Genomic DNA, 13,497 nt, shown 5'->3' on the forward strand with positions numbered 1-13,497 from the left:
CATAAGACCTCTTGCATAAATCCGAAAACAAACGATAGAAACAATAATGGGAGGGACTTTCAGTTAATTATTTATTAGTAGTTGATAATCTTCAAAAATGTTGCTGTACAAGGATCGACTTAAGACTTTTGCAAGAGGTCTCTTGAGGTTGACGGTTTTTACTTTCAACAGAGCCAGTAAGAATAGAGCGAGGAAAGAGAGTCTTGCTCCGTGCCATCCCTTTAGGAGGTTTGAGAGCTTGTTTCAATGCGTTATACTGGTTCATAGGGGTTTCGAGATTAGTGCCATTTCTCATAAAACCCTACTCCCGCCTACTTTTCAAGCTTTTTGTGCTGTACTTAGATTGTGTCTAGCTACTTACAATCGGAAACAATACTTAAACAAAATGGCAATGCTTCAACAGAGCGCTTTCCAGTAGGGGATGATATTCTTTTTCGCGGATAGTATAGGACCCAAATCTAGCCAGATGGGGATTTTGCATTTGGGCATCAAATAGACAGAAATCCCGTTCTCTGAGGTGTTCAACTAACTTGACCATGGCTACCTTAGAACCATCGGGAATTTTATAAAACATCGATTCCCCGATAAAAACCCCGCGAATTGCTAAACCTAAAATCCCCCCCGCTAATTGATCCCCTTGCCAAGTCTCGAAACTGTAGGCCCAACCGGCTTGGTGTAATTGCTGATAGATTTGGATTAACTCCGGGGAAATCCAAGTCAGCGAGCGATCGGCACAACCAGCACAAACCCCAGCAAAATCGCGGTTGATAGCCACGCTAAAGCGATTTTGATTCAAAACTCGTTTTAGGGACTTGGGATACCTAAAACGCCGATCTAGAGGGATAAGAGCGCGATTTCTACTAGAATACCAATCCAATCGCCCCCCCTCATCGGCCATGAGAAAGTAACCGCGTGCGTATCCTTGTATAATAGAGGCGGTATCCACGACTCCCCCCAAGAATTCAGTCTTGTAGCCTGATCATTCTCTAATTATGCCCGATTATCCCTCACCAATTCCGCCTATTACTTTACCACCGATCGAAAATCCCCAACAGGAACAAACCTGGCTGCGCAACGCTTTGCATCGTTGGTTAGATGCAGAATTTATTCCCGAAGCTATTAATGAAACTATCGCTGAACGTGCTAGTCAAATTTTTCTGCGTCAGCGTTTGGAAGGGGAAAACGATCTCGGTAACTTGGTGATTGCGATCGTTACCGAGATGCAAGCTTTTGATTTCCGCGAAAGTTTTTATAGTGAATTTGCCATCGCTAACGCCGTCAGTGATTTAATTTTAGATAGTTTAGGGATCGATCGCTGTTGTGGGCAAAGTTAGACAGTTTTTCTCCGCTATTGGAGTTTAATTTCCATTAGCTGCTCTGCTGATTTTTTTGTACGAATGGGGTAAGCTGCACTGCCTATTAGAAATTTTAGGACAAATGATCAAACCCTCTCTCCTCGATCATAGACAGTCTTAACCAGTAATTTAGAGAGTCAACAGCTTATTGCTTATTTAAGAAGTTAACAAAATCTTTAATCGACAAGAATTAATTGATAGTTGTTGGAAAAGTTTAATTGATTTCCAGCCCAGCGATCTCAGCGATCGTATAAGCGGGTCTGCCTTTAACTTCTTCGTAAATTCGCCCGATGTATTCACCTAATATGCCGATACCGATCAATTGTACCGAACCCAAGAAAAACACAGCGATCAAGATAGTAGCTAAACCGGTAACGGGAGAGTCGGGTTGCTGCAGGCGCCAGTAGAGAACCAGTAAAGCCATAAACAGAGCAATTAAAGCAGAAAATAAGCCTAAATAAGTGGAAAGACGCAGGGGAATCTTAGAAAAAGACACCAAGCTATTAATCGCTAAAGCTAGGGATTTTTTAAAAGTGTATTTGACTTCGCCAGCAAACCGGGGATCCCGCTCAAATTTAACAGCAGTTTGTCGGAAACCAATCCAAGCGCGCAAACCGCGAATATAACGATTCCGTTCTGGCATAGAATTTAATACGTCCACTACCTGACGATCCATCAGACAAAAATCCCCCGTGTCCGCAGGGATATCCACGTCAGCTAATCGTCGCAGCAATCTATAGAAAACGTAGGCAGTTAGGCGTTTAAACCAACTTTCTTTTTTCCGTTTTGTTCTCTGGGCGTAAACCACATGATAACCTGCTTGCCAAGACTCAATCATTTTGGGAATCAATTCCGGTGGATCCTGCAAGTCGGCATCGAGGACAACAATAACTTGACCCCTAGCAAAATTAAGTCCTGCCGTTACTGCTGCCTGATGGCCAAAGTTACGAGCAAAGCTAATGTAACAGACCCTAGCATCTCTTTCCTGTAGTTCCCGCATTAAATTTAAGGAACGGTCTCGACTGCCATCATTAATCAGAATCAGTTCCACAGAATCATCTAAACTATCCATGACGGCACTGACACGACGATAGAGTTCTGGAATGGTTTCTTCCTCGTTATAAATCGGGATAATTAGCGAGTATTTCGGCATTTTCGAGAGGTTGAACGGACAACAGCCGTGTTTTTATGGCGGCTGCTACGCTCTAAATATTCTGCTAAAGTATCCCTTTTGTCAACTTAATAGATTACTGCTAGACAGTGCCTTTAAATTGCCAAGGAATGATCGAGCGTTGCTTGCCGACGTAAACAATTCCAGTAGGATGCATAGAGATCCGTCTGTTGACCGCGCAGAGAAGCGATCGCAGGTGCGGCAGGAAAAGGCCAGAGACGATCAAAAACCACTTCTCGATGAGCCAGACGAAACTGTAGCAAATAAACGGAAGCAGGAGCCTGTAAATTATCCAGTAATTGCGCTGCCAGCCGATGTAAAGACTTAAGACTCTCTCTTTCCAGACTAATCGGTTGACTGTAGGCGTTGGGGATCATGCCTTCTCCGATTACCTCACCGTATTCTAAACCCTTAGATGTCACCGTGATCGGCAACCAAAGATCCCCAAAAGAAGAATCTCCCTGACTGGTTTTATAGTGCAGGGTATGGGCAACCCAAGCGCGTCTTTCTTCGATATCCCGACAAGCTTGATAAACTTTTTTACCAGGAAAATTCACCCAATTGGGTAATTGAATTGTTAAGGGACACCAGATTAAATTATTCTGGCTGGTTTTACCCGACTCCATTTTTGACCACAAAGAAGCCGTCCCCGTCACCTCCACCGCCAAGGATTTAGGAACCGCATTTTTTAAGGCAATCACCATCTTTTCGGTAACGGGCGATAGCCGAGACATCTGACCACTGGCTTGAGCTTCGGCATTAACGAGAATGATAACTTTGTCCATTTCTTCTTGTGGGTTGGGTGAACTTGAACGATCAGCGGTGAGGTTGGTTAAGAGTGAGAACTGACTGGGGTTCAATGCTTCTGTAGTCGCCATGGCAAAAGCTATTTCTCTGGATTTTAGCGAATTATACAAGAGCGCAACTGTTTTTTACAGATTTTTTCAACAACAACCATCTTCGAGGCGGGATTTTTCTGCTCCCTCTCATAGAATACCTTAAGTAATCAGTGATCACTGATTACTGATTACTCAAATCTGAATAACTGGTAACTGATCACTGAAATTACTCGTCTTCGGCAAAAATAAAGCGAGTTAGTTCACTAGGATCGGGTTCGGGGCTAGATTCGGCAAATTTAACCGCTGCCTCGATTTCAGCTTGAATTTTCTCCTCGATTTCTTTTAATTCTTCTCTCGTGGCCAGATCTCGCTCGTAGAGATAGGCGGCAAAGCGAGTGATCGGATCTCTTTCGCCCCAGAATTGTTTCTCGTCAGCACTGCGTAACTCGTCGGGATCTGCCAGAGAGTGACCCCGGAAACGATAGGTTAAGGCCTCAATCAAAGTCGGCCCCTCACCAGCGCGGGCGCGGGCTACAGCTTCTCTGGCGGCGGCATGAACGGCGACCACATCCATACCGTCCACTTCCACACCGACCATACTAAAAACACTGGCTTTTTTATAGATTTCCGGTTGAGAAGTGGCTCGATCGTGGGCCATACCGATCGCCCACTTATTATTTTCCACCACATAGATAATCGGCAACTTCCAGAGGGCGGCCATATTCAGACACTCAAAAAACTGGCCATTATTGCTCGCCCCATCCCCAAAGAAACAAACCGTTACCTGATCGGCACTGGCATCACCCATGGCTTCGCGACGGTATTTACTCTGAAAAGCCGCTCCGGTAGCGACGGGAATCCCCTCGGCCACAAAAGCGTAACCCCCTAAAAGCTTATGTTCGGCGGAAAACATATGCATGGAGCCGCCCCGTCCTTTACTACAACCGGTAGCTTTGCCGAATAACTCCGCCATTACCTCCTTAGCGGGAACTCCGGCACTGAGGGCGTGGACGTGATCGCGATAGGTGCTAGAAACGTAATCTTCTCCCTGACGCAAGGCTTTGATAATACCGCTAGATATCGCTTCCTGACCGTTGTAGAGATGGACAAAACCGAACATTTTGCCCCGATAATACATTTCGGCACATTTATCTTCAAACATCCGCCCCAAAACCATATCCTCGTATAGGCGAAGACCTTCAGCTTTGGTAATAATGATGGAAGCAGGATTAAAGGTTGGTAAAGTACGTTCGGAAATCATAGGGTCTGTAGTATCATTTAGACAACAAAAAGGCAAGGGGAGAGGAAGCGGTAGATTTTTCGAGAATTCTGGCAGTGAATTTTTTGGTCTTAAACCAAGAGGTTCTTGGTATTTTCTCTCTCAAATCTAATCTTAGTCAGTCAGAGATTGGCTAGGATAAGATGGTATCTTGTTATTTTACTCGCTCCGCTCTCACTTACATCATTTAATTCACTAAGGACTCTCCAGAGTTGAGGTACAGCTAACCGTGCGCATTCCTCTCGACTACTACAGGATATTGGGAATCCCTTTTCAGGTGAGTGCCGAGCAAATTGATTTGGCCCACGCCGATCGGGGACGGCAATTGCCACGTCAAGAATACAGTCAAACAGCGATCATCGCCCGTCAGCACTTGTTAGATGAAGCTTACCAAGTGTTAAGTGAGCCAGATCGCCGTCGTGATTACGATGCCCAATTTTTCGACCCCAATCCCCTGCTTCTCAACCCAGAAAGCAGCGCCGAAAACCTCGATTCTCACGCTGGGGAGGTGGCCGCTGCTTCCTCAGAATATCCCACTCCCCAGATTACCATTGCCCCCGCCGATCTCGTGGGAGCTTTGCTCATCCTGCAAGAGTTGGGAGAATACGAGTTAGTGATTCGTTTGGCCGAAACTTATCTGGATTTGGAGCCAACTACTCGCCCAGACATGATCTTAACCTTGGCCTTGGCCTACGGGGAATTAAGTCGGGAATATTGGCAGGATAAAAATTATGAACAGGCGGCCAGCACCGCAGCCAAGGCCTTGATCTGCTTGGAACAAGAACAAATGTTCCCGCAAGTGGCTGGCGAGATTCGTCATGATTGCGATCGCTTGCGTCCCTACCAGGTTCTGGAATTGTTATCCCAAGAAAAAAACCCCGGTCTTGCCCGTCAGCGGGGCTTAAATCTCTTGGAGGATATGTTGGCCGCTCGCGGTGGCATCGATGGCCAGGGCGACGATCGCTCTGGGTTGGGGGTGGATAATTTTTTACGCTTTATTCAACAGTTACGGGTTTATTTGACTCAGGCCGAACAGGAGAAAATCTGGGCAAAAGAGGCAGAACGCCCCTCGGCGGTGGGTAATTATCTGCTGGTTTATGCCTTGATTGCCCGCGGTTTCGCCCAAAAACAACCCGCCGCTATTGTGGCAGCCAGCGATCGCCTGCAGCAATTACAAAAACATCAGGATGTTTCCATCGAGCGATCGATCTGCGCCCTGCTGCTCGGTCAAACCGAACAAGCAAGCACAATTTTAGAAAAAAGTCAAGAGCAAGAAATATTAAATTATATTAAGGAACAATCTGGGCAATCTCCCGATCTTCTACCTGGGTTATGTCGTTACGGTGAGCGTTGGTTACAAACAGAAGTTTTCTGCCATTTTAGGGATTTAGTCGAGCGGAAAGCCTCACTCAAAGAGTATTTTGCCGAGGAAGAGGTACAAAATTATTTGGAAGAATTGTCAGGTTTTCCTGACGAAAAAGTTCCCGTGTCAGTTCAAGAAAAGGTTGGGGAACCTTTAGAATCGGAAGTAAATGTTCTCAAAACCCACACCCCCCCCACCCATTTAAACCCAGTGCCAGGAGCGACACCGATGAGGGAATCTGCTTATTCTTCCCATTCTCGTCCCCAAAAACCGTCTTTAGCTAGAGCTAACGGTGAGCGGACAAGCTCTGCTGTACCTGCCCTGAGAGCCACCCCTCAGCAGGAAACTTTCACCCCCTATACTCAGGGCAGTGTGGTGGTGACAGCAGCCGATCGTCAACCGGCACTTAATCCCCCCCGTCGTCGTCCCCGTCGCCCGCGCCCCCCAGCAGCGGTCAACTCCGGGCCAGCAGCCCCAGAAACGGTGAAAACCGGCGTAGTCCCACCGAAACGGAGACGACCAGCCCGCAGAAAACTGCGACTCGATCGAGTGGCAATATTGGGGGTAGGATTAGTGGGAACGCTCGCAGTCTTGGCCCTGGGGGTAAAGGCAATTGTCGATAGTCAATCTCCTTTGGCAGCCTTGCAAGGGGAACAGTTACCGATTTCTTTAAATACTCCCCTACTAGAAATTCCCTCAGCTAATGCGGAAGTGATGGCAGGGACTCCCTTGGACAAGGAAACAGCCAAGGAGACGATTCAAGCTTGGTTAGGAGCAAAATCGGCGGCTTTTGGCAGTGAACACCAAAAAGAGCCATTGAAAGAGGTTTTAACGGGTTCAGCCTTGGAAATTTGGCAAAAACGAGCGGCAGCTTTACAGGGAAATAACTATTGGCGCTACGATCATCAAGTGGATGTGCGATCGGTCACTAATAATGCGAAAAATCCTAATTTAGCGACGGTGGAAGCGATAGTCAACGAAAAGGCCATGTATTTCCATAATGGCAAGGAAATTGTCGAGCGTTCCTATAATGAGTCCTTGAAGGTGCGCTATGATTTGGTACGGCAAGGAGATAAATGGTTGATCGAAAAAACCCAAGTCTTACCCTGATTTTTCCCGATTAAATCCCCAAAAAACTAGGTTTTAAGCTGCCCGCACCTCCAATTAAGACTGCATGGCAGCTTTTTCAGTGGCAAGTGGCAAGTGGGGGAGCAGGGGAGCAGGGAGAAAAAAACTGATAACTGATAACTGAAGACCGACTGCCCCAAAAGACCAACTTTGTACCTCACCATTAAGATAAATTCTATATCTTTAGACTGATAAATGCTCGATTTGCTTAATATTTTTTAACATAAAATATGCTCTTTGATTGCTGTAATTAGTTCCCTAGAAGTCAAGCTAATGAGTTATGATCCTAGGTAGGAATCCATAGTTCTTAGAGGAAAAAAGCGGGGCAATCTCAATGTTTTGCCGACCGACAAGACCATGATTTTGATGTTTTAAAAATCTTGCATAAGTCTTTAAGAACTTTTAAAATCAGCATTCACACAGGAGGGATATTATGACAGGTAAGAGTAAACGCGGTTTTGCCTCTATGGATCAAGCTAAACAAAAGGAAATCGCTAGTAAAGGTGGTAAAGCTGCTCATCAAAAAGGCACAGCCCACGAATTTACCTCCGAAGAAGCTCGCGAAGCGGGACGAAAAGGTGGTGAAGCGGTTAGCCGAGATCGCGCCCACATGGCAGCTATTGGACGGGAAGGGGGCAAGAATTCCCACAAAGGCAGTCGCAAAAACTTAAACTCTGGGGAAAATTCCCAAGTCAACGAGTCTATAGGTGAAAATTCCTCAGATTTTAGCAACTCGGAGGCAAATAGTTGACTGTTGTTGACTTTTTCTCAGACTGAGAGGGTTTTGGGGTGTTGGGGTTTTAGGGTGTTTGGGTTTTAGGATTTTAGTTGAATTCCCCCATTTCCCCATCTCCCCATTCCCCCATTTCCCTATTCCCAATAAATACTTTAAGGTTCGATACTGACAATCCAAGTACCGACGTAGAGACGGACGGGAATATTGCCAGAGGCAGTCACATCACAGGTAAAGTAATAAGTGCCTAATTCGGGATTTCTGACATTAGACATGACGATTTCAACTTTGCTGGTCGGATCGATCGGTTGTTGGGGGACAATTTGAATAATGCGACTATCCTTATCCCAAACCACTTCCTTTAAAGGTAAAGATTTGCCGTTGGTGCGTACCTCGATTTTATTGGTGTCAAACTGGCCGTTAAAATAATCGGGATAGGAAATAAAAAAAGCTGAAGCTCCTTGGGAGAGTTTTTTCGCGGGAATATAGAGTTTATAACGATCCATTTGCTTGGGACGACCGCCAAATTGCAAGAAATAATCTAAGATATCCTTGCGATCGACTCCACTAAAAATGGTTAGGCCGGGGTTGCCATTGGCTACAGTTATTTTTGGTAAAATAATCCCCGCACCCACAGCTAAAGATAGAGCGATCAAAGCGGGTGTCCTAGCATATTTAATTATTTTTGTCAAGAGTTTTAACATAAATTTTAACCCAAGGTGAGGGGGATGGTGATGGCTGCAAGGAGCCGAATACAGTTCAACTCTAACAAAACTCGCTCGTTTCTTACCTAGACCTTTGCCAGTCCGATAAGTGTCTTGGTTAACGCTTCATCGCTCGTGCCATATCCCGTTGATCCTGACGACGTTTCAAATCTTCGCGTTTATCGTGTAATTTCTTGCCTCTACCGAGGCCAATGCTGATTTTTACCCAACTACCTTTAAAATACATCTTCAAAGGCACAAGAGTTAATCCTTTCTGTTCCACTTGACCGATGAGTTTGCTGATTTCCTTTTTGTGCATCAACAATTTTCTCGTCCGGCGCGGATCGTGATTAAAATATTCGCTACTCTGTTCGTAGGGGGAAATATGAACATTAATTAACACCGCTTCACCATTGCGGACTAAAACATAACCATCCCGCAGGTTTACCTTACCAGCGCGCACAGATTTAACCTCGGTCCCCAGCAACTGCACCCCCGCTTCAAAAGTCTCTAAAATCTCGTAGAGATGGCGTGCTTGCCGGTTATCACTGATAATTTTGATTTTGTCGTCTTGATTGGCCATATAGTCAAGTGAAAAGTGAAAAGTAAAAAAGCGATTGGTAGAGGCGGTATCGGCTAATTATCTTGATTTTTCCATGTCCTTATATTTATATCTTAATCGCTCTTTTGCTCTCTGGGGACTGACTGCTTGCCGCTCTTTGGTGATCACCGGCCTTGTCAGGGGGAACGAGAAGGGGGAAAATGAGAGCAGTGTTAAATTTTTATGAAGTTTGGTTCTGTGGACAAAATTCGTACTGTTTCCGATAGTAAGCGTGATTTTTATACTCGCCACACCCGCCCCATCAATTCGGTATATCGGCGCGTGGTTGAGGAATTATTAGTCGAGATGCACCTGCTCTCCGTTAATGTAGATTTCCATTATGATCCAATTTATGCCCTTGGTGTGGTTACTTCTTTCGAGAAGTTCATGGAAGGCTATCGTCCGGGGGAGGATAAACCGAATATTTTTAATGCTTTGTGCCAAGCGGTTAACGGTAATCCCGAAGTCTATCGTCGTGATGCCGAAAATATGATCGCTATTGCCAAAGAAACTAATATTGATTCCTTGCTTTCCCAACTGCAAAACCCTGCTCTGGGTGGTAACAATCAGTTGTCTGATAGTTTAGTTTCGGTTATCAACGCGCCTAAGTTTAAGTATAGTCGCCTGTTTGCCATCGGTCTCTATACTATTTTGGCGGAAGCACAACCGGACATGATCAAGGAAAAAGAAAAACGCGAACAAATTTTGCAAAAGTTCTCAGAAATTCTCCGTCTCTCCAGCGAGAAACTGCAAAAAGACCTCGATGTTTATCGCGGTAATCTTGATAAAATGGATCAGCTGCTCAAGGTTATCGAAGATGCCCTAGAAGCAGAAAAGAAAAAACGTCAACAAAAAGAACAGGAAAAACAAACCACCCCGCAATAAAGGCTCTCAACCGGAAATTACCGCGTGCAGACAAGGGAATAGGGAACAGAAAAAGGATTAAATCGGCTCTCTTTCTTTACTGTTCCTTCTGACCTCGTTCTACAATTAGGATCGGCAACCCTCAATATTTATTTCCCGTGACTAACTCCTCCATCAGCGCACCCGTAACCGATATTTTGGCAAAAGCGCGGTCAGGGGCGAATTTATCGGCGAAAGAAGCGATTATCTTGCTAGAAACTACCGATAACCGTTTAATTGCCCAGATTCGGGAAACGGCCGACTTCTTGCGTCGTCAACAGGCGGGAGATACCGTCACCTACGTTATCAATCGCAACATTAATTTTAGTAACATTTGCGAGCAGCATTGCAGTTTTTGTGCATTCAGACGCGATGAAAACGAAGAAGGGGCCTTCTGGCTTAATTTAGAGGAAATTATCGCTAAAGCGACGGATGCTGTCCATCGTGGGGCGACGGAAATTTGTATGCAGGGAGGATTAAACCCAAAAGCCAAGATTAAGGGCAATTCCTTAGACTATTACCTAGAAATTGTTAAAAACCTGAAACAAGCCTTTCCCAACCTCCATTTACACGCTTTTTCGCCCCAAGAAGTCCAATTTATCGCTAGAGAAGACGGTTTAAGTTACGAAAAAGTTATCGCTTCCCTGCAAGAAGCAGGAGTCAATTCTCTGCCGGGGACGGCTGCCGAGGTGTTAGTCGATGAGGTAAGACGGGTAATTTGTCCAGAAAAAATCGATGCCGCCACTTGGTTAGAAATAGTCGGTACTGCCCATCGCTTGGGGTTACATACCACCAGTACCATGCTCTGCGGTCATATTGAAACCCCTAGCCAACAGGTGCAGCACCTCGAAAAAATTAGAAAACAGCAAGAAATCGCCCTAGAAAATAATTATCGGGCTAAAATCACCGAATTTATTTTATTGCCTTTTGTGGGACAATCGGCCCCCAAACCCCTGAGAAATCGAGTCGGATGGGATCAACCAATTTTAGCCGATACATTAAAATTAACGGCAGTGGCGCGGATTTATTTGGGCAATAGCATTAAAAATCATCAACCCAGTTGGGTAAAATTGGGCTTACAGGGGGCGACAGAAGCCTTAAACTGGGGTTGCAACGATCTCGGTGGCACTCTCATGGAAGAACATATTACCACTATGGCCGGAGCCCTGGGCGGTACTTGTTTGACCGTCGAGGAATTAGCAACGGCGATTAAATCCCTCGATCGCCCCGCCCGTCAACGGGATACAATCTATTAACTAGGGTTTGCTGAAAGAGTTTTTCGTGGGGGCAGGGTGTGGGGTGTGGGGTGTGGGCTTCGGCCGTGAGCTCAGCCGAACGGGTGTAGGGTTTTACCCATTTTCAGGGGGTCAATTACCTAATTTTCAGGGAAAAAGTGCCTAAATTTCCCCCCCGATCACCCCAATGTCTGGCACTTTTTGATGGGAAAAAAGTCTAAAATTCTTATCCAACAAGGTTTTTAGATTTATTCAGCAGACCCTAAGTAGGGTTTGCTGAAAGAGTTTTTTTAGCCTAATCAAGCCCAACAATCTCCCCCTTGCCGGCAATCACTTCGCCGATTTGGTAGGCATTAATCCCAGAGGATTGTAGTTGATTAATAGTCGATCGAGCCAGATCTGATGGGACAATGATCACAAAACCGATACCCATATTAAAAGTATTAAACATGGCTTCGGAATTAACCGATCCCATCTGGGCTAACCAGTGAAAAATCGGCAAAATTGGCCAACTTTCGCGGTAAATCTGCACAGAATGTCCTTTACCTAAGCAGCGGGGCAAATTTTCCGGGATGCCACCCCCAGTAATGTGGGCCATGGCGTGAATATCTAACCCAGAGCGCAAAAGTTCTAGCACAGGTTTAACATAAAGTCTAGTGGGAGTTAACAAAACTTCACCTAAGCTAGAGCCGTCCAAAATTTCGGGGCAATCTTGCCAATTTAAGCCCTGGGTGTCGATAATCTTACGAACAAGACTAAAACCGTTACTGTGAACCCCACTACTGGCTAAACCAATAGCCACATCGCCGATTTGCACCTTACTGCCGTCGAGTAATTGACTTTTTTCGACAATACCGACGCAAAAACCCGCTAAATCGTACTCTCCTGCCGAATAAAACCCCGGCATCTCCGCCGTTTCCCCTCCCAAAAGAGTACAACCACTATCACGACAGGCACTAGCGATTCCCGATACCACCGCTGCTAACTGTGACGCTTCCAGTTTACCGGTGGCGAGATAATCCAAGAAAAATAAAGGTTCAGCCCCGGAGGTTAAGACATCGTTGACGCACATGGCCACGAGGTCAATTCCCACCGTATCATGGCAATTGAGACTATGGGCAATTTTCAGCTTGGTTCCCACACCATCAGTTCCCGATACTAACACCGGTTGCCGATAACCGGAAGGTAACTGAAAATAGCCCCCAAAACCGCCTAAACCGCCGATAACTTCAGGACGGAAGGTACTTTCCACATTTTGGCGAATTTTCTCGACAAAAGCGCGTCCCGCTTCCACATCCACGCCCGCTTCTTTATAATCCATGCCCAATTGACCGATTGTATCTCTCAAATTTTACCCAGATTTCGGTCCCATGGGAATTATAAATTAGGAATTATGAATTGGCAAGTGGGGAGGCAGTAAAGCGTAGATACTGTTTCTTAAGAGCTTTGCCTCTCGCTCTTCCTTGGGGTTTAAAACTAGGAGACCAAAACCTTTTGCTATGCTCAACTGCTAAGATATAAAACTTGTTACTTCCTCTGAGATTAACTCCTGCCAGTTCGCCGGGCTAGACGTGACATTCAGTAACATCTGTCTGTTATATTTTATACAAAACGACGTGCGATTACCCTGCTTAATCTTGCCTCGGGATTTTCTTGGACATCTTTTGACAGTGCTTTCCAGTTCAGCTTTCTCTGACGGTGTTTTACCTTTGTTGCTTCTAGTTTTTCCCTACGAACGCCATCTATATATTGTGGCTCTTCCTATATTAAATAGAGCAGCGGCTTTGGTTATGCTTCCCCCATTCTCTCGATAATCAATTACTTTTTTTCTCAAGTCTAGGCTATCAGACATTTTTCTGTATGGGTTGCTCGTTTCTCTTTATTTTATATCATTTTTCAAAAGTAATGACAGACTTAGTTGATCATTTCAAAGCGCAATCCCTCTCGGAGCAAGGAATTGCACTTTCAGATGTTAGTCACGACTATTGAAATTGGTATTACCTTATTTTTCCCTCGTCTCACATTTATTTGAAATGACTATAAAGGGTTCTTCGGTTTGTCTTATGCGACGTACAGGATTATTAAGAAATGAAACTCTTATAGAGAAAGACATTTGGCGATTTTTGTCAATTGTTTTCGATCTAGAGCGAACTAATCAATTAAATCTATTGCCAGATAAGGATTTA

12 protein-coding genes and 2 pseudogenes are annotated in these 13,497 nt (G+C 45.2%); 5 read left to right on the forward strand and 9 right to left on the reverse strand.

Annotation, left to right across the window (positions count from 1 at the left end; translation table 11 throughout):
- Positions 1-144 precede the first annotated feature (144 nt).
- Together IM462_RS20190 and aat are read right to left on the reverse strand one after the other, a co-directional pair.
- Positions 145-265 (reverse strand): annotated as a pseudogene (locus IM462_RS20190) (IS4 family transposase); the annotation flags it as partial.
- A 111-nt stretch (positions 266-376) separates the two neighbouring features.
- A complete protein-coding gene (gene aat / locus IM462_RS20195) occupies positions 377-958 on the reverse strand; it encodes a leucyl/phenylalanyl-tRNA--protein transferase (protein ID WP_287699918.1) in 582 nt (193 codons plus the stop codon).
- Between the two features lie 34 nt (positions 959-992).
- On the opposite strand from aat, the gene IM462_RS20200 reads away from it, so the two are divergent.
- The gene (locus IM462_RS20200; protein ID WP_287699919.1) at positions 993-1,334 is read left to right on the forward strand and encodes a DUF8822 family protein; all 342 of its coding nucleotides are present in this window, start codon (positions 993-995) and stop codon (positions 1,332-1,334) included.
- Positions 1,335-1,569: 235 nt separating this feature from the next.
- Here IM462_RS20200 and IM462_RS20205 read toward each other — a convergent pair whose 3' ends face one another.
- The 3 genes from IM462_RS20205 to pdhA all read right to left on the reverse strand — a co-directional run bounded on the left by IM462_RS20205 (position 1,570) and on the right by pdhA (position 4,626).
- Positions 1,570-2,508, reverse strand: coding sequence for a glycosyltransferase family 2 protein (locus tag IM462_RS20205; protein WP_287699920.1), 939 nt, complete (start codon positions 2,506-2,508; stop codon positions 1,570-1,572).
- 113 nt (positions 2,509-2,621) lie between these two features.
- The gene (locus IM462_RS20210; RefSeq protein WP_287699921.1) at positions 2,622-3,404 is read right to left on the reverse strand and encodes a hypothetical protein; all 783 of its coding nucleotides are present in this window, start codon (positions 3,402-3,404) and stop codon (positions 2,622-2,624) included.
- Positions 3,405-3,591: 187 nt separating this feature from the next.
- Positions 3,592-4,626, reverse strand: a complete 1,035-nt coding sequence (pdhA, locus tag IM462_RS20215; RefSeq protein WP_008200476.1) for a pyruvate dehydrogenase (acetyl-transferring) E1 component subunit alpha — start codon at positions 4,624-4,626, stop codon at positions 3,592-3,594.
- Positions 4,627-4,873: 247 nt separating this feature from the next.
- On the opposite strand from pdhA, the gene IM462_RS20220 reads away from it, so the two are divergent.
- Positions 4,874-7,117 (forward strand): IMS domain-containing protein, encoded by a 2,244-nt coding sequence (locus tag IM462_RS20220; RefSeq protein WP_287699922.1) that lies wholly within the window; start codon positions 4,874-4,876, stop codon positions 7,115-7,117.
- A 451-nt stretch (positions 7,118-7,568) separates the two neighbouring features.
- Positions 7,569-7,886: a KGG domain-containing protein gene (locus tag IM462_RS20225; protein WP_287699923.1), complete on the forward strand. Its 318-nt coding sequence runs from the start codon at positions 7,569-7,571 to the stop codon at positions 7,884-7,886.
- A gap of 137 nt (positions 7,887-8,023) precedes the next feature.
- On the opposite strand, the gene IM462_RS20230 is transcribed toward IM462_RS20225, so the two are convergent.
- The gene (locus IM462_RS20230; protein ID WP_287699924.1) at positions 8,024-8,572 is read right to left on the reverse strand and encodes a DUF2808 domain-containing protein; all 549 of its coding nucleotides are present in this window, start codon (positions 8,570-8,572) and stop codon (positions 8,024-8,026) included.
- A gap of 118 nt (positions 8,573-8,690) precedes the next feature.
- Positions 8,691-9,155 carry an SsrA-binding protein SmpB gene (gene smpB / locus IM462_RS20235; RefSeq protein ID WP_004162719.1) on the reverse strand — a complete coding sequence of 155 codons (465 nt, stop codon included), beginning with the start codon at positions 9,153-9,155 and terminating at the stop codon, positions 8,691-8,693.
- Between the two features lie 216 nt (positions 9,156-9,371).
- Here smpB and psb29 point away from each other — a divergent pair, with 216 nt between their 5' ends.
- Positions 9,372-10,058, forward strand: a complete 687-nt coding sequence (gene psb29 / locus IM462_RS20240) for a photosystem II biogenesis protein Psp29 (protein ID WP_174718083.1) — start codon at positions 9,372-9,374, stop codon at positions 10,056-10,058.
- A 137-nt stretch (positions 10,059-10,195) separates the two neighbouring features.
- The gene (gene cofH, locus IM462_RS20245; protein ID WP_287699925.1) at positions 10,196-11,332 is read left to right on the forward strand and encodes a 7,8-didemethyl-8-hydroxy-5-deazariboflavin synthase subunit CofH; all 1,137 of its coding nucleotides are present in this window, start codon (positions 10,196-10,198) and stop codon (positions 11,330-11,332) included.
- Between the two features lie 274 nt (positions 11,333-11,606).
- Here cofH and purM read toward each other — a convergent pair whose 3' ends face one another.
- Complete coding sequence (purM, locus tag IM462_RS20250) at positions 11,607-12,632, reverse strand: phosphoribosylformylglycinamidine cyclo-ligase (RefSeq protein WP_287699926.1); 1,026 nt, start codon at positions 12,630-12,632, stop codon at positions 11,607-11,609.
- Between the two features lie 311 nt (positions 12,633-12,943).
- Positions 12,944-13,163: pseudogene (locus IM462_RS20255) on the reverse strand (IS630 transposase-related protein); the annotation flags it as partial.
- Between the last annotated feature and the right edge of the window lie 334 nt (positions 13,164-13,497).

The sequence above is a fragment of the Microcystis sp. M144S2 genome (assembly GCF_020246065.1).
Taxonomy (GTDB): Bacteria; Cyanobacteriota; Cyanobacteriia; order Cyanobacteriales; family Microcystaceae; genus Microcystis; species Microcystis ichthyoblabe_A.